Here is a 22,359-nt window from a genome sequence, read left to right as displayed (position 1 = left end):
CACCGGCGCCGGCCGTGCGCGCCGAAGCCGCGCGCACCCCGCTCTCGGCCGCCGGCAAGCCGATGCGCACCGCGCCCCCGGGCGTGGTCGCCAAGGGCCAGCCGGAACCGCTCAAGGGCGTGCGCCGCAACATGGCGCGGGTCATGGCCGACGCGCACAGCAAGGTCGTGCCGACCACGCTGACCGACGACGCCGACATCCATGCCTGGGCACCGGGCAACGACATGACCTCGCGCCTGGTGCGCGGGATCGTGACCGCCTGCCAGGCGGTGCCGGCGATGAACGCCTGGTTCGACGGCGACAACCTGACCCGCACCCTGCATGCGCAGGTGGACATCGGCATTGCCGTGGACACCGACGACGGCCTGTTCGTGCCGGCGCTGCGCAACGCCGACATGCTCGACGCGCGCGGCGTGCGCGAAGGCATCAACCGCCTGCGCCAGCAGGTGGAAGAGCGCAGCATCGCGCCATCGGAACTGAGCGGCTACACCATCTCGCTGAGCAACTTCGGCATGTTCGCCGGCCGCTACGCCACTCCGGTGGTGGTGCCGCCGTGCGTGGCCATCGTCGCCGCCGGCCGCGCCCGCTTCCAGGTGACCCCGGTGATGGGCGGCGTGGAGACGCACAAGGTCATCCCGCTGTCGGTCACCTTCGACCACCGCGCCTGCACCGGCGGCGAGGCCGCGCGCTTCCTGCGCGTGCTGATCGACGACCTGGCCCGGCCGGACTGACCGCCGGCGACGGACGCTTTTTTGCAGCAAGACTTGAGCCCGCAGCGATGCGGGCTTTTTTTGTTGCCGCCCTCCATGGCGACAACCGCGCGGGCCATCGACCGGAAATGCCCGCGATCGCGCCGGGCGGTCGCTTTGTCGCCGCGCTGCCCGGCGGCGGTTTTCATGTCGGCGGCCCGGCGCTGGCCGGAAGCGCGCCGGATGAAACTCCTGCCAGGCTCCGGCCATCGCGGCGCGGCCGGGCTACGATGTCGACTCCTCTCCATCCGGCAACGCCATGACGCATTGGATCTGTACCCACTGCAGGGAAAGCAACGAGGACGGTTTCGAACAATGCTGGAAATGCGGCACGCGCGCCGATGGCAGCGCGGACCCGGCCTTCCGGCCCGACAACGGCGATCCGCAGGCCTGGCCGCCACGCCTGCTCCACTGCCTGCGCTGCCCCGGCACGCCCATGGTGTTCGCCGGCCGCAAGCGCTTCCACGAGGGCTCGCAGGCCATGCCGTTCCTGCTCGGCGGCATCGGCGAACTGCTGGTGAACCGCGAGGAGTTCGACCTGCATGCCTGCCCGTCCTGCGGCAAGGTCGAACTGTTCCTTTCCAGCGCACCGCGCTGATCCGGCGCGACGCCCCACCTGGAAGCCGCCATGCGCCATCCCCGCCGGATCGTCGTGCTGTTCGCGCTCGCCTACCTGTGCATGCTGTTCGGCGGTGCGCTGCTCAAGCCGGGCTATTCGCACCTGGCGCAGTACATCAGCGAACTGGGCGCCAGCGGCAGCACGCACGCGCGGCTGATCAGCCTGGCCGGCTTCGTTCCGGTGGGGCTGGTCGCGGCCTGGCTGCTGGTCGCCACCGCGCCCTTCGCGCCGGTTGGCGGCGCCAGCCGGTTCGGTTACTGGCTGCTGCTGTGCGAGCCGCTGGCCTGGATCGGCTCGGCGCTGGCGCCGTGCGATCTGGGCTGCCCGGCGGGCGGCAGCACCCGTCAATTGCTGCATACGCTGCTGGGCCTGGTCACCTACGGCGGAACCGCGCTGGGCCTGCTGTTGCTGGCGACCGCGCCCGGCCTGCGTACCGGCTTCCGCCTGCTGTGGATCGCGCTGGCGGCGACATGGCTGCTGCTGTTCGTGCTGATGGGCGCACCGGACCTGCAGCCCTGGCGTGGCCTGCTGCAGCGGCTGGCCGAATGGCTGGTCTACGGCGCGCTGTGCGGCGCCGCATGGCGCCTTGGCGGACAAGCCCATGCCACGGCGCCCACGCGCGCTCCGGCGTCACGGACGTAAGCTCGCCTTTCCCGACACAGGAGCACCCGCATGGCCCATCGCAGCCGTCTGGCCGGCTTCATCATCGATTGCCAGGACACCGACAGCGACACCGCCGCCGCGTTCTGGAGCGCCGCGCTGGGGTTGCCATCGCGCCCCGCCGAAACCGATGCCGATGGCGCGCAGTACGCCGAACTGCTGGGCGCGCCCGGCGGACTGCACGTAGAAGTGCAGCGCGTCAGCCATCCCTCGCGCGTGCACCTGGACATCGAGGCCGACGACATCGACGCCGAGGCCGACCGGCTCGAAGCCCTGGGCGCGCGCCGCATCGGCCTGGTCAAGCGCTGGTGGGTGATGGAAGCGCCCACCGGTCACCGCTTCTGCGTGGTGCGCATGCGCCATCCCGACCAAGGGCAGCCCGCCAACGCCTGGGAATAGTGGCGGGCCATTGCGGCGACAATGTCCGCCTTCCCCTGCAGCGGAGCCCGACGATGTCCCTTCCCGACCTGGGCCAGGCCCGTGTGCTGGTCGCCGGCGGCAGCCGCGGCATCGGCCTGGCCATCGCCGCCGCCTTCGCCCGGCACGGCGCACGACTGGGCCTGTGCGCGCGCGGCCACGAGGGCCTGCAGCGTGCGCGGGAAACGCTGCAGGCCAATGGCGCCCACGTACACGTGCACGCCTGCGACCTGGCCGATGCGGCGCAGATCGAAGCCTGGGTCGAAGCGGCCGCCACCGCGCTGGGCGGCATCGACATCGTGGTCAACAATGCCTCCGGGTTCGGTAACGGCAACGACGACGCCAGCTGGCAGGCCGGCTTCGATGTCGACCTGATGGCCGCCGTGCGCACCAACCGTTTCGCGCTGCCGCACCTGCGGCGCAGCGCGGCCCCGGTCATCCTCAACGTCAGCTCGATCAACGGCCGCGTGCCGACGCCGCGCGCGGCCGCCTATTCCACCGCCAAGGCGGCGCTGGACTACTACACCGTCACCCTGGCCACCGAACTGGCGCGCGAGCGCATCCGCGTCAATGCCATCGCCCCGGGCTCCATCGAGTTCCCCGGTGGGCTGTGGGACCAGCGCCGCGCCTCCGATCCGGCGCTGTATGAACGCATCCGCGAGCGGATTCCGTTCGGCGGCTTCGGCGATGCCGACGACGTGGCCGCGGCCGCGGTGTTCCTGTGCTCGCCCGCCGCGCGCTGGATCACCGGGCAGGTCCTGGCGGTGGACGGCGGCCAGTCGCTGCCGGCCTGAGCGCGTCCCGCGCCAGCGGGCCACCGGCCGGCTCCATTCCTGCCTCGCGCCTAGACCAGCTGCGCCGATCCGATCACCCGTACACCCGGCCGTGGCGCCAATGCCGCTTCGACCAGCGCATCGGCGATACGTCCGGCCGGATTGATCCGCCACGCGCGCGGCAGCACGGGCGCCAGCGCTCCCAGCACCCGTGCGGCGGCCTGCTCGCCAGGGCGCGGCTCGGCGCGTTCGCCACCGATCAAGCCCGGCCGCACCAGTGCCAGCGATGCGAATTCCAGCGCGCGCAGGTCGCGCTCCAGTTCGCCCTTGACCCGGTTGTAGAAGAACGGCGAGCGCGGATTGGCGCCCATCGCCGAGTTCAAGGCAAAGACCGTGCAGCCATGGGCCCGCACGGCGCGTGCGATGGCCAGCGGATACCCGTGGTCGATGCGCTGGAAAGCCTGGCGCGAACCGGCCTGTTTCAGGGTCGAGCCCAGCGCGCAGATCGCCGCGTCCACATTCCACCAGGGCGCCTCCAGCGACAGCTGGTCGAAATCCAGCACCGGGCTGGACAGGCGCGGATCCTGCAATGCCGGCGGCCGCCGGCCCGGTGCGACGGCCGCCGTGCAGCGCGCGTCGGCCAGCAGCCGCCGCAACACCTGCGATCCAACCAGTCCGGTGGCCCCGGCCAGCAATACGCGCATCCCGCTCCTCCTTCGCACGGCTGTTCAAGCCGGCATCCGCAATGCCGATAATGGGGGCATCAATCCCCGCCCGCGGCCCGGCCGCGCCCCCGTCCGGAACCGCCTCGCGATGGCCGACAGCACCGACACTCCGCCCCCCAAGCCTGCCGGACTGGGACGCATCCTGTCACGCCGCCAGTCCATGGCCGAGCCGACCGCACCCGCCGCACCCGCTCCGGCGTCCCACGGCCACGGTGCGGCGCCGCTGCAGCGGATGTTCGCCCAGGCGCACGCGCCGGAAGCGTTGCTGCATGCCTTCGCCCAGGGGATGTCCAGCCTTCCCGGCGAACTCGGCGACCTAGGCCGGCTGCTGCAGAGCGCCTACGAGCGCCAGGAATGGGAACGCTACGGCCGCCTGCTGCGCCAGCTGATCGACAAGTACATCCGCACCATCGAACTGGAACCCGCGCACGGCGGCAACGGCGAGGCCGAGCGCCTGCGCGACATGCTGCGCAATACCCTCGGCGCGGTGCTGTCCAGCCTGCTGCAGCAGGCGCCGGAACTGGAAACCCAGGCCCGGCGCATGGGCGAGGAGCTGCGCGGCTGGCGGTCGGGGCAATCGCTGGAGCCGGTGGAGCAGCACCTACGCGAACTCTGCCACCAGGTCGGCGTGCGCAACGACGTGCTGCACGAACAGCACGACCTGCTGCTCAACCTGTTCGACCTGCTGCTGCAGAACATCGCCGAGCTGATCGATGGCGGCAGCTGGCTGCACGGCCAGATCGGCAATGTGCGGCAGATGCTCGCCGGGCCTCTGGACCGCACCTCGCTGGAGCGCACCCGCAACGACCTGCGCGAGGTGATCTACCGGCAGGGCGTGCTCAAGCAGGGCATCGACGAATCCAAGGCGGCGATGCGCGACCTGATGGTCGATTTCGTCGAGCAGGTGGATGGCATGGCCTCGCAGACCGGCGAGTACCACGACCGCATCGCCAGTTACGCGGTCGCCGTGCGCCAGGCGCGCAGCCTCGCCGACCTGGGCCAGCTGCTGCAGAGCGTGCTGCAGGACACCGCCCGGCTGCAGTCGCAGGCCCTGCGCGCGCGCGACCGCCTGTCCAGCGCGCGCGCGGAAGCACTGGCCGCCGAACAGCGCGTGCAACAGCTCGAACGCGAGCTGGAAGAAGCCGGCAGCCAGCTGCGCACCGATCCGCTGACCGGCGCCCTGAACCGGCGCGGGCTGCAGGAACTGCTCGCCGATGCGATGGGCGCCGCGCAGGCGCCACTCAGCATCGCCATGCTGGACCTGGACCATTTCAGCCAGACCAATGCCGACTACGGCCATGCCGGCGGCGACCATGCCCTGCGCCACCTGGTGGCGACCACGCAGACACGCCTGGGCAGCCACGGCCAGGTCGCGCGCCTGGGCGGCGACGAGTTCGTACTGGTCCTGCCCGGCATGCCGCAGGACCAGGCCGACGCGCAGCTGCGCCGGCTGCAGGAGGCCCTCGCCCACCGCCCGTTCCTGCACGAAGGCCAGCGCGTGCACGTGCGCTTCAGCGCCGGCATCGCGCAGTGGCGCGCCGGCGAATCCGCCGACGCGCTGCTGCAGCGCGCCGACCGCGCGCTCTACGCGGCCAAGCAGGCCGGCCGCGACCGGGTGGGCAACGCCGGTTGACCCCGCCGTCGGCGCGGACCGCGGGCAGGCGCACGCGCGTCCGTCGACAGGACCGGGGCGGTACATGCCCGCCCCGGCATCCGCTTACTTGAAGTCGCCGGCCACGAACACGCTCAGGCTGTCCGGCTTCAGGTGCCTGCGGAGGGCGGCGTTGACCTGCTCGACCGTCAACGCCCGGTAGGCCGCATCGCGCTCGATCACGAACGACATGGTGCGGTCGTAATCGAGCAGGCCCTGCAGCAGGCCGGCCACCGCGCCATCGGTGGCGCGCGACTGTTCGCGCTGCACGAGGCGCGCGGCGACGGCGTCGCGCAGTTCCTGCGCGGTCACGCCATCGGCGACCAGCCGCGCCAGCTCCTCGCGCAGCGCGGCCTCGACCTTGCCCATGTTCTCCGGGGCGGCGATGGCCTGCACGGTAAGGCTGCCGTTGTCGTCGCGGCCGATGCGGCTGTCATCCGCGCGCAGGCCGGCGCTGACGCCATAGCTCAGGCCTTCGCGCTGACGGATGCGGTCGGCCAGGCGCGACTTGAGCGGGTCGCCGCCGAGGATGTCCACGGCGATGCTCAGCGCCGGCATGTCGGCGTCGGCGATGTTGAGCGATACGTTCTGCCGCGCCAGCAGCACCGCGTTGGGCTTGTCGGGCGTGGCGAAGCTCTCGCGGTGCGCGGCGCGCGGCTGGTAACGGGTGGAGATGGGCGCATACGGCACCGGCGGCTTCCAGCCGGCGAACAGTTCCTGCAGCTGCACCTTGACCGCTTCGGGATCGAAGTCGCCCACCACGCTGATCTGGCCGCTGGCGGTACCGTAGAAATCGCGGTGCCACGCGCGCAGGTCTTCCAGCTTCAGCGCCTCGAGCTTGGCCAGGGATTCGTCCAGCGAATCCGCATGCAGCGGATGACCCGCCGGCCACGGATCGAAGTACGTCGCCATCGCCATCGACGCGAGCATGCCCGGCTCCTTGCGCTGGGCCTCGATGCCGGTGACGGCCTGCAGGCGCAGCTGCTCGAACTGGTCCTGCGGGAAGTCGGGCTGGCGCAGCACCTGCGCGGCCAGCGCCAGCGCCTCGGCCAGGGTTTCGCGCTTGCCGGCGAGGCGGATCTGCGCGCCCTGCAGGTTGCCGCCGATGGACGCCTCGGTCTTGAGCGCATCGAAACGCGCGACGAGCTGCTCGTAGCTCTGCCCCGCCGCGCCGCGCAGCAGCATCGACCCCACCCACTGCGCGGCAGTGTCGCGCCCGGTGACGGCCTGTTCGTTGCCGAACTCGAAACTGGCATTGACCGCGACCGTCTGCCCGCGGGTCCGGCGTGGCAGCAGCGACACCTTCAGGCCCTCGCCCAGGGTGAACGTCTGCGTGCGCGCGGCGATGTTCTGCGGGGTCGCCTCGAACGTCTCGCCCGCCTCCACCGCGGTCCGGCCGGTATAGCCGTCGACCACGCTGGCGATGGCCGGTGCGGCCGGCACCTCGGCGCGGTCCGGCGCATCGGTGGGCACGAACCGGCCCAGCGTGCGGTTGCTCGGCTTCAGATAGGCCGCGGCCACCCGGTTGACGTCCGCGGCCGTCACCCTGGCGATGGCGTCGCGCTGCACGAACAGCAGGCGCCAGTCGCCGGCCGCCTGGTACTCCGACAACGCCATCGCCACCGCGTTGACGTTGTTGAGCAGGTTTTCCTGGTCGTTGGCGATGCGCTGTTTCGCGGCCTCCACCTCCTCCCCGGTCACCGGCCGGGCCACGACAGCCTCGGCCTGCCGGAGCAGTTCGGCCTCGGCCTTGGCGGCGTCGCCGTCCTTGGGCAGCACCGCGATCACGTTGAACAGCCCCGGATCGCGCATGCTCCCGCTGCCGGCTCCCGCGCCCGCCGCCAGCTTGGTTTCCACCAGCGCCTTGTGCAGGCGCCCGCTGGGCGTATGCCCGAGCACGTTGCCCAGCACCGCCAGCGCCGCGCTGTCGGCCTGCGCCAGCGCCGGCACGTGGTAGGTGGTGGCCACCAGCGACAGGTCGCCGGTGCGGCGCACCGTCACCTCGCGCTCGCCGTCCTGGGTCGGCTCGACGGTGTGGAACGCAGGCAGCACGCGCGCCGGCTTCTTCAGCGGCCCGAAATGCGCGGCGACCCGCGCCAGCGCCCTGTCGGCGTCGATGCGGCCGGCCACGATCAGCAGCGCGTTGTCCGGCTGGTACCAGGTGCGGTAGAACGCCTGCAGGTTCTCGATCGGCACGTTCTCCACGTCCGAACGCGCGCCGATGGGCAGGTTGGCGTAGTTGTGCCAGTCGTAGGCGACCGAACGCATGCGCTTCATCAGCACGCCGGCGGGATTGTTGTCGCCGGCTTCCATTTCGTTGCGGACGACGGTCATCTCGCTGTCCAGGTCGGCCTTGGCGACCCTGGAATTGACCATGCGGTCCGCTTCCAGCGCCAGCAGCCAATCCAGCGTGTCGTCGTTGGCCGGGAACGAAGCGAAGTAGTTGGTGCGGTCCAGCGAGGTGGTGGCGTTCTTGCTCACCCCGCGCTGCTGCATCTCGCCGGGGATGTCCGGATGCTTCGGCGTGCCCTTGAACAGCAGGTGCTCCAGCAGGTGCGCCATGCCGGTCTCGCCGTAGTTCTCCTGCATCGAGCCCACGCCATAGACCAGGTTGACGGTGACGGTGGGCTTGCTCGCATCGGGAAACAGCAGCACCCGCAGGCCATTGGGCAGGCGGTACTCGCAGATGCCTTCGACGCACGGCCCGGCAGCTACCGACTTCGGCAGCACGGCCGTTTCGCCCTTGGCGTACGCCGCCGGCATCAACACGAACGAGAGTGCTACGCCCAGGGCGCAGGAAGACAACTTCGACATCGATTTCCCCATGGTTGGAACGAATTGACGGAATGCGCAGCAGCAGGCGACCGCATGGCGCGGGCTCGTCGTAAACCCACGCCATGCGTGCCGCAACGGCTCTATTGGATATGCGCGGGCGGTCCCTGCACAACTGTCAGGATTGACGGGCGATGCTCTTTCCTTGTCGGCAAAGTCGAAAAGGGAAGGCCGGGAAGAAAGCTTTGGACATTCACGAGCAAGACAAAGGTCAGTTGAAACACGTCGCCATTCAGATCAAAGCTTGCCGTTCATGACCGCAAGCCACATCACGGCCAGCGCTGCGACACATGCCGCCACAACGATCAAGCGGAATCCGTTGGACCTCGTCACATCTGCCTCGGCATTGGAAAGAAGCAGCCACTCATCCATCCATTTCTTCGGCATGACATAACCCGCCCAGGAAGGCCGATCAATCAACCGGTAGCCAAGAACATAGTTGCCCACCACCAGCCACGCATATAAAACCAGTTCGATAAAATCAAAACCCACCGCACCTCGCTCATGCATCAGCCAGAGCTTGTTCGGAATAATGAACAGGATTCCCAGCCACACGCAGAACTTGCTTGCTCTTGTATAGAGCTTGTTTTTCATCGAAAACCTCGAGATCAGGAACATGGCAGGGCACATGCCCTGCCATGTTGCGAAATCACATTACTTTTCCAGATAGTAATGCGATGCCACTCCCCAAATGGCTGCGCCGAGCGCTGCTCCGACGAGGATGCCACCACCCGTCCCAATAACCAGTGCACCCGCAGCGATACCCACAAGGGTGCCAGAGGCCGTCATCACCCCATCGCCACCACTGACCTCGCCAACCATTTCTTTCGTGAGTTCTTGCATCATTTGATTTGCTCCATTGTTACGCAGTCCACCTGCGTAGCGGGTTGTGGGCATCATGCCCATTAAACAATCAAGCCGCCTTCTCCCCCGTCGCTTCGCCACATTGGGGCCGCAGTTCCTGCACGATGCGCCCCTGCTCCATCACCAGCACGCGATCGACGCTGGCGATGGTTTCCGGGCGATGGGCGACGATCACACGGGTGACGTCCAGGCATCGGATCGCCGCGTTGACCAGCTGCTCGTTGCCCACGTCCAGGTGGCTGGTCGCCTCGTCCAGGAACAGCAGTTTCGGCTGCCGGTACAGCGCGCGCGCCAGGATGATGCGCTGCTTCTGACCACCGGAGAGCGAGCTGCCCATGTCGCCGATCAGGCCGTGGTAGCCCATCGGCATAGCGACGATATCGTCGTGCACCGCCGCCAGCCGCGCCGCCTGCTCGACACGCTCAAGATCGAACTCGGGGTCGAAGAAGCCGATGTTGTCGGCGATGCTGCCGGCGAACAGCTGATCGTCCTGCATCACCGCGCCGACGATGGCGCGCATGTTGCGCGCGCCGAGCTTGTGCAGGTCGTGACCGCCGATGTGGATGCTGCCTTCGCTGGGCTTGAGCAGGCCCAGCAGCAGCTTGACCAATGTCGTCTTGCCGCACCCGGACACACCGATGATCGCCACCGACTCGCCCGGCGCGATGCTGAAACTGCAATCGCGCAACACCCACGGCTCGCCCTCGGCGTACCGGAAGGACAGGTTGCGCACCTCTATGCGCACGTCCTGCGGCGGCAGCGTCTCCGGCAGCGCGTGGTCGTCCTCCGGCGGCGTAAGCACGATATCGGCCAGGCGCTCGCCGTGCAGGCGCAGCATGCGGAACTCCACCCACTTGTCGATCAGTGCGCTCATGCGCCCGGCGAACTGGTCCTTGTAGGCCAGGTAGGCGATCAACATGCCCACTGAAAACACATTGCCCAGCGCCAGCACCGCGCCGATCCAGATCACCGCGATGCGCTCGATGCCGAACACCAGCTGGCTGGCACCGTTGAAGCCCAGCCCGAGGTGGGCCAGTCGTACTTCCTTGTTGACGGTCTCCACCATCAGGTTGTCGTAGGTACTGCGTCGCCGCGATTCCTCGCCGGCGACCTTAACGCTCTGCATGCCACGCAAGGATTCCAGCAGGTGCGTCTGCTGCTTTGCCCCGGCCACCAGCTGCTGCTCGGTGCCATCGCGTAGCGGGCGGTAGGCCAGCGCGCGGATGCCGGCATACAGGACCACCGCCACCAAGGTCACCAGCGCAAGTTTCCAGCTGTAGACCAGCATCAGGCCCAGTGTGACCACCGCCATCAGGCCATCGATCAGGGCTTCCACGAAACTGGTGGTCAGCGTGCGCTGGATGGCCTGCACCGACGACAGGCGGGAAGTCACGTCGCCCAGATGACGCTTCTCGAAGAAGTCCAGCGGCAGCTTGAGCAGATGCGCGAACACATTGCCCATCCATTGCAGGCCCAGGCGCGAAGACAGATGCACCACCGCCACGCCGCGCAGCAGGCCGATGCCGATCTGCAGCAACAATGCCAGACCGAAGCCCAACCCCAATACGGTAAGCAGGTCGCGGTCGGCCGAGACCAGTACTTGGTCCACCACCCATTGCATGAAGAACGGGGCCAGCACCACGAATACCTGCAAGGCCACCGACAGCAGCAGGATCTGCCCCAATGCGCGCCACAACCCGCGGACTGGGCCCGTCAACTGCCGCGCGGTAATGGCCGGCACTGCCTTCTGCGGCTTGAACTCGGCGGTCGGCGACAACTCCAGCGCCACGCCGGTGAAATGTTCGGAAACCTCGGCCAGCGACAGCACCCGCTCGCCGATGGCCGGGTCGAGAATCGTGACCTTGTTACGGCCTACCTTGGCCAGCACGACGAAGTGGTTCAAATCCCAATGCAGGATGCAGGGCAATTTCAGCTTGCCCAAATCCTCCATATCCAGTCGCAGCGGGCGGGTGGAAAAGCCAAGCTGCTGTGCGATTTGAATCAAATACGAAAGCTTTGCGCCCTTGAGCGACAGCGGGAAGCGGTGGCGCAGCTCCGGCAGCCCAATATGCAGGCCGTGGGCTGAAGCGGCCATTGCCAGCGAGGCCAAGCCGCATTCAGAGGCTTCAGATTGAATTATTGAATTCATCAACATTAATAAAATTTCACCAAGCCGTACACAGCCGCTCCCTCGCGTGCCAAGCGCATAAGTCCTACAGCCTATTTTCCAAGAAAGAAAATCCAGACAGTCACAATAAATGACGGAAAAATAAGATATGACCAATCAGCATTTATGCAGAACGCAATGACGCTGAAAACAAAAGACACAACAACAACCCAAATATTTTTCTCACCTCAATTATCAAAATAAAACATCAGAGCAACCGCTTACCAACGACCAGATCGAGAATCATTATTTTGTTGCGACTGGCCCTGGTTAGCCCGAAGCGGTTTACGCCCCAATGCAGGATGCAGGCAGTTTGGACTTGTCTAGATCGTCTAGGTCCAGCAACAGCGGGCGAGTGAGAAATCCCAGTTAACGCGTAATTTTGGATCAGGCTGAGGAGCCTCGCGCCCTGAGCGATAGCGAGAAATGGCGGCACAGCTAGGACATGCAAGCGACGAGTGAAGGCAATCATTACTAGCGAAGCCAAGCAGCACCCAGCAGTTTTGGATTGCGTTGAATATTAAAAATAAAACAAATCATTAGCCAAAAATAATTAAAAACATACCCACGCAATAAAACGACACCCAATGGAGGAGGGTGAGCATAGCTCACCCTCCCGAATTTCACTTAGAAATGGATGCCATTCCTGCGGCAGCAGCGCCAAACACAAAACCCACTCCTACTCCCACAATTCCCCCCACCAACATTCCTACAGGTCCACCAGCCACTCCAAGGGCCCCCCCAATAGCGCCGCCAGACCCAGCTCCACCAACAGCGCCCCAAAGCACGTCCGACTGCAGCCCGGCGCCACCAATTTTATCACATTCACTCGAGTTCAATTCAATCATAGAGCCTCCAAAATTATATAAATCAATACTCAGTAGTCAGGCCTCTCGCGACAGCACCGATGGCCGCCGCGCCCAAGACTACGCCCACACCAACCGGCCCAGTTAAGGCAACCCCCAAAAAAACTGCTGCACCTACGGCCCCGGCACCCAATGCGCCACCTCCTAAGGCCCCCTCAACCGCCCCCCAAAACCCTTCTCCACCGACACATTTAATCTCGTGATCATTCATTTCGCGCATATCGTAAACCCCTTTGATTATCGCTGACCTACCAATACCACCTATCCGTCTTTGCCCTAACTGCAACGATCACAGAAAAGGAGAAAAGAGCAGTTGAAATAAGCCACTTCCCTTCATGTACAGCAACCACTCCAAGCAAAAACATCGCCAAAGAAACAAAGTACAAAAAAAACACTTTTGCTTTCATGCAGAAGCTCCCAATGCCCTTGTCATAAGCATGATCACAATTGAGCGCATAAAAGGAAGGGCGGATAATTTCCAGCAAAATAAACCAATCTCCCCTACACACTTCCACCATTACGGCGGGCATTTTCGAGCCTCTCACGCTCCTCAATCTGCTCAAGCATCTGCTCGATCTGCCGTTCAACATCCCGCCTGTCCGGGAAGGGAAATTCGGCACCACCAGCCACCACCTGCACTTCCATATCGATCAGATTCCGCATGTTCTTCTCCATTGCACTCCAGTGTGATGCTGCGCCCCGCACCCGGGACCGGGAAACACCCGGTGATTTAATGCATCCTCTGACGTCAACCTTCTTCCTTGATCGGTATGACCTCTCCAACCTGCACGGCTGTATTCATGCAAGCCGACCGGAAATCCTTCCTGCCGTACTGTCTCTGCCCGGTCTCTGGATCCACGGCAACGACCTGGCTGTAGATGACCTCGCCTGGCTTCGCAGGAAACCGCGCAACAAAAACCCCGTCCTCGCGACTCGTCACTTCCATGAAGGGAGTGCGACGCCCAGCTCGATAGAGAAGGACCATCCCGCCCGGCCTCAATATGCTGCGGCCATTTCCCCGTGACCACATCACTCCCTCGATGCGCTCACAGGTGGTTTCATCCAGCATGCGCGATAGAGGCTCCCTTGCCAGCTGCATGGCCTCCTGGGGCGAGAACAGCGCGACGGGCGGATGCTCCTGCGCACTTACCGGCAAGGCAGAACCAATAACGAGCACTACAAGAGCCATGCATAGCGCAAGCAGAAGCCGCGCCCCCGTAACGAACTGGCGGACCGAAATACATCCAGGCATTCGCGCCATATCCAAGGCGAACCTTACCTGCCGTGATTCCGCTGGATTTCCTCCCAGATCCTGCGTTCCTCTAGTTCCCGGAGGAAACGCTCGATCTCTTGCCGATCCTGCCCCGGGAAATCACCAATTGCGCCTCCCGCGATCGTACTCAGTTCGATTTTTTCCAGATTGCGCATCTTTCTTCCCCTTCGTTGAACCGTGCAGTGCTCCTGCACCATGAGTCCGGAGTACATCCAGCGCTTCCACTCTCAAGCCGAGCAACTCAACCGCCCCCCACCTTTCCCGTCAGCGAATACAACGGCTCGAAAATCCACTCGATCAACCGACGCCGCTCCCCCATCACATCGGCATCCAGCAGCATGCCGGGCTTGAGCGGCTCGGGCTTGCCATAGGCAGTAATGGTCTGCTGCGCCAGCACCACGGTGATGCGGTAATACGGTTCGCCCTGCTGGGCATTGCCTATCAACGCCCCCAGCTCGCCACTGCTCAATGCGCTGCGGCTGATGCGCGCCACCCGCCCCTCCTGGTGACCAAATTTCTGGTACGGAAACGCCTGGTAGCGCAGCAGCACGGTATCGCCGGGGGCGATGAAGCCTATGGCGCGGCTGGGCACCAGCAGCTCGGCCTCCAGCTTTCCGTCGCCCGGCAGCAGGCTCAGCAGCGTCTGGCCGGCTTGTACCGCCTGCCCCGGCTTGACGATCTGCGTGGCGACCACACCGCTTACCGGCGCCTTCACCAGCAGCGCACTATTGGCCTGCATCTGCACCCGTTCCTGTTCCAGCTGCGCCAGATCGCGCTGGTAGCCGGCATCGCTGGCCTGCTGCTGGCCCGGCAGTTCGCGTTGGGCTTGTTGCAGTTGCGCCATCAGCCGGCGGGTGCCGATGGCTTGCCGCTGCAGGGTCTGCATCTGCCCGGTGTAGTCCAGCACCAGCGCTTCCTGCTGCTTGATCTGCAGCACGCTCACGAACTGGCCACCCTCGAGCCGGCGCAGGCGTTCGAGGGTTTCGCTAGCGATACGGATCTGCTGCTGGCGGGTGATCACTTCCGCCTCCACCTGCGCCAGTTCGCGCTGCGCATTCGCCAGTTGGCTGGCGATGCCTTGCGCCTGCGCCTGCAACTGCGCGTGCTGGGCCTGTTGCGTGGCGAGCAAACCATCCTGTCGTTGTTGCAGGCGTTGTTCCAGCGCCATTTGTGTATCGCCGCTGCCCTGGGTGGCACGCGGCACGGAGACCAGGGCAAGCGTGCCGCCGGCGGCGACCTGTCCGCCTTCCGGGACATCCAGCCGCGTTACCACGCCACTGGCGGGAGCCACCACCGTTGCCAATCCTTTCATCGGCACCAGTTGCCCGGTAACAGTGGAACGACGGGTATAGGTACCCAGAGTAACGAACAGCACGATGACGAAAGCAGCCATTACCGCCAGCCCGGTCAACACCCACAGCCGCAGCGGTTGCGCCAACGAAATGCCGCCCAGCCAGCTGGTGCGGCGGGCCTTGAGCACTTCATCGCGGAACAACGGTTGCGACATTGCATCCCCATGCGTTCGTCATCGGACGGGAATGACTTTTCCCTATCCACCACGACGCGACAAGCCCCCATGCACGCCACATTCAATGGCACATTCGCTCTCTCAATCAGGCATGGCAGGGTTTATGAGGCAGCTGTCAGCATTAATGACCAAGTGCGCCAGTATCGCTGACATGAATATTCGACCTGGCGACATGCCATTGTGGAATCGGGCGTGAGCTTTCATGAGGCGGCCCCAGCCCGGTCATGCCTATAATGGCCGCGTTCCTGTAGGGGGAAGGAAGTGATATGGCGGGAAGCCTGGGAATAAGAATCCGCATGGCGCGGCAACGGAAGAAGATGACGCAAGGCGAACTGGCCGCGGAGCTGCGGGTCAGCCGCAGCGCGGTCGGCAACTGGGAAAGCGTTACCGGCATTTCACCCAGCAGCGCGCGTCTGATCGCCATCGCGCTGGCCACCGAAGTCTCATACGAATGGCTGGCGACGGGCCGGGGCGAACCTTCGCTGTGCGAGGACTGGACACCGGCCGCCGATGCCGAACTGGTCGACGATCCCGTCGAGCGCAGCCTGCTGCACGCGTTCCGTCACGCCCGCTCGGCCACGCGCAGGATGGTGCTGCAGATGCTGGAGGCGCGCGCGACGGCGCGCACGTGAGAAGCACCGGCGAAACCCGGCGTCCTACGCAATCCTGCGGATGCGAAGCGTGATGCTCAATGCGCCGGTTTGCCACCGCGCAGGCGCAGCACCAAGGTCACCGCTGTGAGCACCAAGGCGCCAGCGAGGAGGCCGACCACCACGCTGCCCAGGGCATTGGCCGCCATCTCCCAGGCTGGCGAGGGGATCCAGCCCACCACGAGGTGGTGCAGGGCCGGTATGGCGTGCACGAGGATGCCGCCGCCGACCAGGAACATCGCGGCGGTCCCGGCGATCGACAGGCCGCGCATCAGCCACGGCATCGCGCGCAGGATGGCGCGGCCCAGCGTGGCGGCGGCGCGACCACGGCGCAGCAGCCACATGCCGACGTCGTCGAGCTTGACGATGCCGGCCACCAGTCCGTAGACGAAGGCGGTCATCGCCAGCGCGATGGCCGCCAGCACCAGCACGCGCTGCAGGAACGGCACGTGCGCCACCACGCCCAGCGACAACACGATGATCTCGGCCGAGAGGATGAAGTCGGTACGGATCGCGCCGCGCACCTTGCCCTTCTCCCAGGCGACCATGTCCACGTTGGCGTCGGCCAGCGCCTGCACCCGTTCCGCGTGCCGCTGCTCGTCCTCCTTGCCGTGGAGGAACCTGTGCGTCAGCTTCTCCACGCCCTCGTAGCAGAGGAAGGCGCCGCCGAGCATCATCAGCGGGGTGATCGCCCAGGGCAGCCATGCGCTGATCGCCAGCGCCGCCGGCACCAGGATCGCCTTGTTGAGCAGCGAGCCCCTGGCCACCGCCCACACCACCGGCAGTTCGCGCGCGGCGCTGACGCCGGTGACCTGCTGCGCGTTGAGCGCCAGGTCGTCGCCGAGCACACCGGCGGTCTTCTTCGCCGCGACCTTGGTCAGGATGGAAACGTCGTCGAGCAGGGTCGCGATATCGTCGAGCAGGGCGAACAGGCCGGCTCCAGCCATGGGGCACCGTGGGCGCGTGGAATGCGCCGATTGTCCCGCATCGCGGGCCGGTGCGACATGGCCGCCGCATTCACCCCCCGCCCACCGGCGGGCGGTGACACTGCCCGATCATGCCGTGCGGGAGAACGCCTTGACTGCAGCGAAACACGATCCGGCCACCCCCACGACCGTCGGCGGCATGAGCCGACGCCAGCAGATCCTGCGGCTGCTGCTGCGCTACCGCAACTCGGGCGTTTTCTCCGGCCTGCAGCTGGATGGCGGACTGCCACGCAACACGAAGCTTCCCGACGACGCCGACCCGGCGCAGTTCGTCTCCGACCTGGAAGCGCTGGGCACGACCTTCGTCAAGCTCGGCCAGGTGCTGTCCACGCGCCCGGACATGATCCCGCTGGAGTACGTGGCCGCGCTGGAGCGCATGCAGGAACAGGTCGCGCCCATCCCGGTGGAGCAGATACGCACGGTGATCGAGCAGGAACTCGGCGCGCCGGTCGGCAAGCTGTTCGCCCTGTTCGATCCCGAACCGCTGGGCTGCGCCTCCATCGCCCAGGTGCACCGGGCCGTGCTGCACGACGGCCGCGAGGTCGCGATCAAGGTGCAGAAGCCCGAGGTCGCCGCGCAGCTGCGCTCGGACATCGCCGTGCTGCGCAGCTTCGCCAGCGCCGCCGACCACCTGACCCGCATCGGCCGCCGCGTGCGCTTCGCCGACTGGCTGGACGAGTTCGCCACGACCCTGCGCATGGAGCTGGATTACGAAGCCGAGGCCACCAACCTGTCGCGCTTCGGCCAGCACCTGGCGCCCTATCCGGAGCTGTGGGTGCCGCAGCCGCTGTGGGACCTGTGCCGCCGGCGGGTACTGACCATGGAGCTGGTGCATGGCGTGCGCGTGGATGCGATCCCGCCGGTGCGGCGCACCGAGCAGTCGATGCTGCCGCTGGCCGCGGCGCTGGTGCGCGGCTACCTGGACCAGATCTTCGTGCATGGCGAGATCCATGCCGACCCGCATCCCGGCAACCTGCGCGTCACCGACGACCAGCGCCTGGCGGTGTTCGACCTGGGCATGGTCGCGCACGTGCCGCCGCGCCTGCGCGAGCGCCTGCTCAAGGTGCTGTTCGCCGCCGTGGACGGGCGCGGCGAGGAAGTGGCCGACGAGATCATCGGCATCAGCACGCGCCTGGAGGACTACGACGAGGAGCGCTACCTGCGCCTGACCGGGCAGATGATCGCGCGCTACGCCGCCAACGACACCCTGTCCGAGGGCCGCGTGGTGCTGGAGATCGTGCGCATCGCCACCGCCTGCAACCTGCGCACGCCGCCGGAACTGAGCCTGCTCGGCAAGGCGCTGCTCAACCTGGAAGGCGCGTGCCGGCTGCTGGCGCCCGAGCTGGATACGCGCCAGGTGGTCGAACGCCAGCTGCAGCACGTGATGCGCGCGCGCCTGGTCAAATCGCTGTCGGTCGCCAACCTCGCCAGCGAGGCGATGGAGCTGCAGCAGCTGCTGCGCACCGGGCCGCGGCGCATGTCCGACATCCTCAGCCTGGTCGCCGAGAACCGCCTGCAGATGAAGGTCACCGGGCTGGAGGAATCGCGGCTGATGGAGAACATCCAGAAGGTCGCCAACCGCATCGCCGCCGGCCTGATCACCGCTGCGCTGCTGCTGTCCTCGGCGCTGCTGATGCGCGTGCCCAGCCGCTTCTCGCTGTTCGGCTATCCGGCGTTCGCGATGCTGCTGCTCGTCATCGGCGTGGTCATCGGCCTGGGCCTGATCGTGAGCGCGCTGCTGTTCGATCGCCGCACCCGTGCGCGTGCGCGCGAGGAACGCGGACACCGCTGAGCGGCGGCCGCACCGCGCGGGAAGCGCGATTTCCGGAAAACCCGCCAAATCCGGCACGCACGGCCCCCTGCCCAGCGATCGAAGGCCGTGCGGACCGCATCGCCACGGGCCGCGATGCTCTGCGCCACGATGCTTTCAGAAGGCAGCACGGCGCCTGCGACACCTGCTGCCGCACAGCGCGCACTATGCCGTTTCCAGCAAACATTTCAGTCAGGTTTGTCTGTGCATGATTTCTGTCATCCACATTTCATGAGCCTGACACGGGCCTGTGGATCGCGCCTTTCCTCTCCCGCGTCGGGGCGCCTTCCGTTTCCACTACCCAAGCGACCGCATGCATTGGACCTTCTGGCTGTACCTGCCCGCGCTGTTCCTGTTGTTGCTGGCCACGCCCATGCTGGCGCGGCTCAAGGCGGGCCTGCTGTCATTGCTGCTGCTGGCCTCCAGCGCCTGGTGGCTGATCGACCGGCTCAGTGGCGACGGCATCAACTCGGCCACGCTCTACCACCTGCGCAGCGACATGGAAGGCGCCGGGGTCGGCGATTTCACTGGCTACATCGCCGCTTTCGTGGTCCTGGCCCTGCTGTCGCTGGCTCCGCTGCTGCTGCTGCGCGTGCGCCGTTTCCGACTGCCGCGGCACGGCGCGGGATTGTCGGCGGCGTTCGCCGCGCTGCTGGTGGCCGCCGTCGTCGGCAGCCCGCTGTATGGCGATGCGCGCCGCATGTACCAGCAGATGAAGCCGGTGGACTACAGCGCGGTGGCGCCGGAGTACGTGGTTCCCGCGCGCACGCTGGCGCGGCCGAAGAACATCGTGTGGATCTACGGCGAGAGCCTGGAACGCACCTACCTGGACGAGAAGGCGTTTCCGGGGCTGATGCCCAACCTGCGCCGCCTCGCCGGCGAAGCGCTGGACTTCCGCGGCATCGCCTCGGCCGACGGCAGCGGCTGGACCATCGCCGGCCTGGTCTCGTCGATGTGCGGCGTGCCGCTGACCACCGCGCAGGGCGACGAGAACAGCATGGGCCGCATGGGCCACTTCCTGCCCGAGGCGTTCTGCCTGGGCGATTACCTGAAACAGCAGGGCTACGGCAACCACTACATGGGCGGCGCCAACGGCCAGTTCGCGGCCAAGGCCGACTTCCTCGCCAGCCATGGCTATGACGACATCCGCGACCTGGCCTGGTTCAAGGAACAGGGCATCGCCGGCAAGCATTTCTCCAACTGGGGCATCCACGACGACGTGCTGCTGGAACGCGCCTTCGACCGCTTCGTCGAACTCTCGCGCGCCGGCCAGCCGTTCATGCTCACCGCGCTGACCATGGACACGCATCATCCGGCCGGACACCTGCCGGTAGCCTGCAAGGGCACGCGCTATCCGAGCGCGTATGGCGACATCGGCCTGCTCAAGGCGCTCAAGTGCACCGACCGGCTGATCTCGCGGCTGGTGGACCGCATCCGCGCCAGCGAGTTCGGCAACGATACGCTGGTGGTGGTCGCTTCCGACCACCTGGCCATGCCCAACGACCTGAGCGATGTGCTGGAGAACCTGCAGCGCGAGAACCTGCTGCTGTTCCTGGGCAAGGACATCGTCCCGCGCCAGCTGGCCGCCGACGCCGGCACCACCCTGGATTCGGGCGCGACCCTGCTGCAGTTGCTGGATCCGGCCATCGATGCGATCGGCTTCGGCCGTTCGCTGCTGGCCACGCCGCGCGCGGCCAGCGCCAGCGTCGCCGCGCTCAAGGCCGATCCGTCCGACTATGCGCGCTACCGCGCCTTCGCCCGCTCGCTGTGGCTGGGCGACCAGACCCGCATGCTGCGCCTGGACGATGGCCAGGTGCTGGTCGGCGTGCAGAAGGTGCAGCCGCCGGTGCTGCTGGAATACGACGCGCAATGGGCGCTGGAATCGGTGTATCTGGAGAACACCTCGCGCCGGTTCGACGAGGCCGACCCCAGCCATCGCCTGGCCTATGTGGACCGCTGCACCGCCTTCGAGGACGCCTCGGCCGACGGCGACTGGTGCGCGCTGCTGGTGGACAGCGACCAGGGCATGCGCCTGTACCGCGATCCGCAGCTGCGCCGCGGCATCGCCGTGGACGCGCCGCTGGAGCCATTCCACGGCCCGCGCCCGAGCGTGCGCCAGTCGCGCATGATCAGCCGCCAGGCGCAGCACACGCGTCCCGGCCGGTACGTGCTGGAGCTGTACGCCAGCCAGCGCCCGGAACGCGCGTTCTGGGTCGAGGCGGTGTCCTCGCAGCGCAAGGTGGTCGTGGCCCAACAATGGGTGCTGCCGGACCGCGACGGCCGCATCACCCTGCCGCTGGGCTTGGACGAGGAGATCGACGACCTGGAGATCCGCGCCTGGCTCGGCCATGCGGAGAAACTGGCGGTGGACAGCTACGCGCTGGTGCCGGCAATCCGCGGCCGGCCCCGTTCCTGAGCTCCCTCGCCGCCGGGCCGCGTTCCTGCCGGCGGCCCGCCGCTAGCCGGCGACGTCCGCCTCCGGCGGCACCGCCCCGCGCACCAGCCTGACATCGGTCGGTGTGGACAACGGGATGCCATGCGCGGCCAGCTGCCTGAGCAGCTCGAACAGCACCTCGCTGCGCGCGCCATAGACGCTGCGCGGGCTGGACACGTAGGCGAAGCAGTTCAGCGCCACCAGCCCGCCGCCGATCGAATCGATGAACACCGACGGCGCCGGCTCGGCCAGCACCTTCTCGTTGCCGGCGAAGATGTCCAGCAGCAGTTGCCGCACCTGCCCCACGTCGGTGCCCAGCGGCACCGAGAACTGGATCTGGATGCGGCCCAGCGCATTGGCCATCGTCATGTTGCGGATGGTCTTGGTGATCAGTTCCGAGTTGGGCACGATCAGGGTGGACTTGTCGCCCACCTGGATCTCGGTCGAGCGCACCGAGATGCGGCGGATGTCGCCCTCCTGGTCGCCGATCTTCACCCAGTCGCCGATCTTCACCGGCCGTTCGGCCAGCAGGATCAGCCCGGAGACGAAGTTCTGGGTGATCGCCTGCAGGCCGAAGCCGATGCCCACCGACAGGGCGCTGGCCAGCAACGCCAGCTTCTCGAAGCCGATGCCCAGCGTGGCCAGCGCCCACAGCACCGCCAGCACGATGCCGAGGTAGCGGGCGACGGTGCTGATCGAATTGCGCGCGCCGATGTCCAGCCCGGTCTTGGGCAGGTAGGTATCCACCAGCCACTGCTGCAGCGCCTTCATCAGGGCCAGGCCCAGCACCAGCACCAGCACCGCCCAGAACACCGCGGACGGGCGCAGCGACTGGCCGCCGATCTTCAGGCCCGCCTCCAGCGTGTCGGCCAGCCCGTACAGGGCGCCGAGATTGCCGAACTGCGCCACCACCGCGACGATGCCCAGCAGCACCAGGCCGACCCGCAGTACCGCCGACAACAGCACCCCGGCCTGCTCCAGCCGCGCCGGCTGCACGCCGGTGGACAGGCGCAGGGTACGGCCGAAGGCGCTGTCCGGGGCCAGCAGCCACAGCGACAGGTCGTCGGCGAAGCGGGTCAGCAGCGAGATCGCCAGCACCACGACGGTGATCCAGACCATCTGCTGGGCGACGAACATGGCGAAGTTGAGGTAACCCAGCAGGGTCGCCAGCAGCGCCGCCAGCACGGTCAGGTGGCCGCCCAGGCGCGCCAGCACCAGCCAGCCGCTGCGCGCCGCGCGCGGCAGCTTCGCTCCCGGCGACGCGTCGGCCTGCTGCTCGGCCAGCGCGGCCGCGGCCGCGCGGCGCCGGTGCCGCCCGGGGGCGTTTTGACATCTCCGGGCCCCCGCGCCCCGGG

20 protein-coding genes and 1 pseudogene are annotated in these 22,359 nt (G+C 66.8%); 9 read left to right on the top strand and 12 right to left on the bottom strand.

The window, feature by feature from the left end; translation table 11 throughout:
- The 5 genes from QMX80_RS11890 to QMX80_RS11870 all read left to right on the top strand — a co-directional run.
- Positions 1-731, top strand: a 731-nt coding sequence (locus QMX80_RS11890; RefSeq protein WP_282277249.1) for a dihydrolipoamide acetyltransferase family protein, incomplete at its 5' end; no start/stop codon positions are given.
- 277 nt (positions 732-1,008) lie between these two features.
- Positions 1,009-1,347 (top strand): hypothetical protein, encoded by a 339-nt coding sequence (locus tag QMX80_RS11885; protein WP_282277248.1) that lies wholly within the window; start codon positions 1,009-1,011, stop codon positions 1,345-1,347.
- Positions 1,348-1,377: 30 nt separating this feature from the next.
- Positions 1,378-2,010 carry a DUF998 domain-containing protein gene (locus QMX80_RS11880; RefSeq protein ID WP_282277247.1) on the top strand — a complete coding sequence of 211 codons (633 nt, stop codon included), beginning with the start codon at positions 1,378-1,380 and terminating at the stop codon, positions 2,008-2,010.
- A 30-nt stretch (positions 2,011-2,040) separates the two neighbouring features.
- Positions 2,041-2,427 carry a VOC family protein gene (locus QMX80_RS11875; RefSeq protein ID WP_282277246.1) on the top strand — a complete coding sequence of 129 codons (387 nt, stop codon included), beginning with the start codon at positions 2,041-2,043 and terminating at the stop codon, positions 2,425-2,427.
- A gap of 53 nt (positions 2,428-2,480) precedes the next feature.
- Positions 2,481-3,239 (top strand): SDR family oxidoreductase, encoded by a 759-nt coding sequence (locus QMX80_RS11870; protein ID WP_273081054.1) that lies wholly within the window; start codon positions 2,481-2,483, stop codon positions 3,237-3,239.
- 50 nt (positions 3,240-3,289) lie between these two features.
- On the opposite strand, the gene QMX80_RS11865 is transcribed toward QMX80_RS11870, so the two are convergent.
- A complete protein-coding gene (locus tag QMX80_RS11865) occupies positions 3,290-3,922 on the bottom strand; it encodes an NAD(P)H-binding protein (protein WP_282277245.1) in 633 nt (210 codons plus the stop codon).
- Positions 3,923-4,031: 109 nt separating this feature from the next.
- Between QMX80_RS11865 and QMX80_RS11860 the strand changes: the two genes are divergently transcribed.
- Positions 4,032-5,576: a GGDEF domain-containing protein gene (locus QMX80_RS11860; protein ID WP_282277244.1), complete on the top strand. Its 1,545-nt coding sequence runs from the start codon at positions 4,032-4,034 to the stop codon at positions 5,574-5,576.
- An 84-nt stretch (positions 5,577-5,660) separates the two neighbouring features.
- Here QMX80_RS11860 and QMX80_RS11855 read toward each other — a convergent pair whose 3' ends face one another.
- The 9 genes from QMX80_RS11855 to QMX80_RS11815 all read right to left on the bottom strand — a co-directional run bounded on the left by QMX80_RS11855 (position 5,661) and on the right by QMX80_RS11815 (position 15,103).
- Positions 5,661-8,408, bottom strand: coding sequence for a pitrilysin family protein (locus QMX80_RS11855; protein ID WP_282277243.1), 2,748 nt, complete (start codon positions 8,406-8,408; stop codon positions 5,661-5,663).
- 255 nt (positions 8,409-8,663) lie between these two features.
- Positions 8,664-9,020 (bottom strand): hypothetical protein, encoded by a 357-nt coding sequence (locus QMX80_RS11850; protein ID WP_282277242.1) that lies wholly within the window; start codon positions 9,018-9,020, stop codon positions 8,664-8,666.
- A 60-nt stretch (positions 9,021-9,080) separates the two neighbouring features.
- Entirely contained in the window at positions 9,081-9,272 is a 192-nt protein-coding gene (locus QMX80_RS11845; protein ID WP_282277241.1) for a hypothetical protein, read from the bottom strand.
- A gap of 67 nt (positions 9,273-9,339) precedes the next feature.
- Entirely contained in the window at positions 9,340-11,439 is a 2,100-nt protein-coding gene (locus tag QMX80_RS11840; RefSeq protein ID WP_282277250.1) for a peptidase domain-containing ABC transporter, read from the bottom strand.
- A gap of 1,132 nt (positions 11,440-12,571) precedes the next feature.
- The gene (locus tag QMX80_RS11835) at positions 12,572-12,841 is read right to left on the bottom strand and encodes a hypothetical protein (RefSeq protein WP_282277240.1); all 270 of its coding nucleotides are present in this window, start codon (positions 12,839-12,841) and stop codon (positions 12,572-12,574) included.
- Entirely contained in the window at positions 12,825-12,998 is a 174-nt protein-coding gene (locus QMX80_RS11830) for a hypothetical protein (protein ID WP_282277238.1), read from the bottom strand. Before QMX80_RS11830 ends, QMX80_RS11835 begins: the two co-directional genes overlap by 17 nt.
- Before the next feature lie 73 nt (positions 12,999-13,071).
- Positions 13,072-13,512, bottom strand: a complete 441-nt coding sequence (locus QMX80_RS11825) for a hypothetical protein (RefSeq protein ID WP_282277237.1) — start codon at positions 13,510-13,512, stop codon at positions 13,072-13,074.
- A gap of 86 nt (positions 13,513-13,598) precedes the next feature.
- A complete protein-coding gene (locus QMX80_RS11820; RefSeq protein ID WP_282277236.1) occupies positions 13,599-13,808 on the bottom strand; it encodes a hypothetical protein in 210 nt (69 codons plus the stop codon).
- 29 nt (positions 13,809-13,837) lie between these two features.
- Entirely contained in the window at positions 13,838-15,103 is a 1,266-nt protein-coding gene (locus QMX80_RS11815) for an HlyD family efflux transporter periplasmic adaptor subunit (protein WP_282277235.1), read from the bottom strand.
- A 287-nt stretch (positions 15,104-15,390) separates the two neighbouring features.
- Here QMX80_RS11815 and QMX80_RS11810 point away from each other — a divergent pair, with 287 nt between their 5' ends.
- Positions 15,391-15,756, top strand: a complete 366-nt coding sequence (locus QMX80_RS11810) for a helix-turn-helix transcriptional regulator (RefSeq protein WP_282277233.1) — start codon at positions 15,391-15,393, stop codon at positions 15,754-15,756.
- A 56-nt stretch (positions 15,757-15,812) separates the two neighbouring features.
- Here the strand turns inward: QMX80_RS11810 and QMX80_RS11805 are convergent, their stop codons facing one another.
- Positions 15,813-16,721, bottom strand: a complete 909-nt coding sequence (locus tag QMX80_RS11805; RefSeq protein WP_282277231.1) for a DUF808 domain-containing protein — start codon at positions 16,719-16,721, stop codon at positions 15,813-15,815.
- Between the two features lie 169 nt (positions 16,722-16,890).
- Between QMX80_RS11805 and QMX80_RS11800 the strand changes: the two are divergent.
- Both QMX80_RS11800 and QMX80_RS11795 read left to right on the top strand, forming a co-directional pair.
- Positions 16,891-18,552 (top strand): annotated as a pseudogene (locus tag QMX80_RS11800) (AarF/UbiB family protein); the annotation flags it as partial.
- 331 nt (positions 18,553-18,883) lie between these two features.
- A complete protein-coding gene (locus tag QMX80_RS11795) occupies positions 18,884-20,986 on the top strand; it encodes a phosphoglycerol transferase I (RefSeq protein WP_282277229.1) in 2,103 nt (700 codons plus the stop codon).
- Positions 20,987-21,028: 42 nt separating this feature from the next.
- On the opposite strand, the gene QMX80_RS11790 is transcribed toward QMX80_RS11795, so the two are convergent.
- Positions 21,029-22,359 (bottom strand): mechanosensitive ion channel domain-containing protein (locus QMX80_RS11790; RefSeq protein ID WP_282277228.1); only part of this gene is annotated, 1,331 nt, incomplete at its 5' end.

Origin of the sequence: Stenotrophomonas sp. PS02297 (assembly GCF_029959705.1) — a bacterium.
GTDB classification, from domain to species: domain Bacteria; phylum Pseudomonadota; class Gammaproteobacteria; order Xanthomonadales; family Xanthomonadaceae; genus Stenotrophomonas; species Stenotrophomonas nitritireducens.
Note: the sequence above shows the minus strand (reverse complement) of the source record. Positions and strands in the feature narration are given on the sequence as shown.

Bases quoted from the DNA above. Each gene is read 5' to 3' on its own strand.
- QMX80_RS11820 (WP_282277236.1), bottom strand. From the start codon at position 13,808: ATGTACTCCGGACTCATGGTGCAGGAGCACTGCACGGTTCAACGAAGG.
- QMX80_RS11795 (WP_282277229.1), top strand. From the start codon at position 18,884: ATGCATTGGACCTTCTGGCTGTACCTGCCCGCGCTGTTCCTGTTGTTG.
- QMX80_RS11845 (WP_282277241.1), bottom strand. From the start codon at position 9,272: ATGATGCAAGAACTCACGAAAGAAATGGTTGGCGAGGTCAGTGGTGGC.
- QMX80_RS11875 (WP_282277246.1), top strand. From the start codon at position 2,041: ATGGCCCATCGCAGCCGTCTGGCCGGCTTCATCATCGATTGCCAGGAC.
- QMX80_RS11805 (WP_282277231.1), bottom strand. From the start codon at position 16,721: ATGGCTGGAGCCGGCCTGTTCGCCCTGCTCGACGATATCGCGACCCTG.
- QMX80_RS11860 (WP_282277244.1), top strand. From the start codon at position 4,032: ATGGCCGACAGCACCGACACTCCGCCCCCCAAGCCTGCCGGACTGGGA.
- QMX80_RS11880 (WP_282277247.1), top strand. From the start codon at position 1,378: ATGCGCCATCCCCGCCGGATCGTCGTGCTGTTCGCGCTCGCCTACCTG.
- QMX80_RS11885 (WP_282277248.1), top strand. From the start codon at position 1,009: ATGACGCATTGGATCTGTACCCACTGCAGGGAAAGCAACGAGGACGGT.
- QMX80_RS11865 (WP_282277245.1), bottom strand. From the start codon at position 3,922: ATGCGCGTATTGCTGGCCGGGGCCACCGGACTGGTTGGATCGCAGGTG.
- QMX80_RS11830 (WP_282277238.1), bottom strand. From the start codon at position 12,998: ATGGAGAAGAACATGCGGAATCTGATCGATATGGAAGTGCAGGTGGTG.
- QMX80_RS11870 (WP_273081054.1), top strand. From the start codon at position 2,481: ATGTCCCTTCCCGACCTGGGCCAGGCCCGTGTGCTGGTCGCCGGCGGC.
- QMX80_RS11825 (WP_282277237.1), bottom strand. From the start codon at position 13,512: ATGGCTCTTGTAGTGCTCGTTATTGGTTCTGCCTTGCCGGTAAGTGCG.
- QMX80_RS11810 (WP_282277233.1), top strand. From the start codon at position 15,391: ATGGCGGGAAGCCTGGGAATAAGAATCCGCATGGCGCGGCAACGGAAG.
- QMX80_RS11840 (WP_282277250.1), bottom strand. From the start codon at position 11,439: ATGAATTCAATAATTCAATCTGAAGCCTCTGAATGCGGCTTGGCCTCG.
- QMX80_RS11835 (WP_282277240.1), bottom strand. From the start codon at position 12,841: ATGGTGGAAGTGTGTAGGGGAGATTGGTTTATTTTGCTGGAAATTATC.
- QMX80_RS11855 (WP_282277243.1), bottom strand. From the start codon at position 8,408: ATGTCGAAGTTGTCTTCCTGCGCCCTGGGCGTAGCACTCTCGTTCGTG.
- QMX80_RS11850 (WP_282277242.1), bottom strand. From the start codon at position 9,020: ATGAAAAACAAGCTCTATACAAGAGCAAGCAAGTTCTGCGTGTGGCTG.
- QMX80_RS11815 (WP_282277235.1), bottom strand. From the start codon at position 15,103: ATGTCGCAACCGTTGTTCCGCGATGAAGTGCTCAAGGCCCGCCGCACC.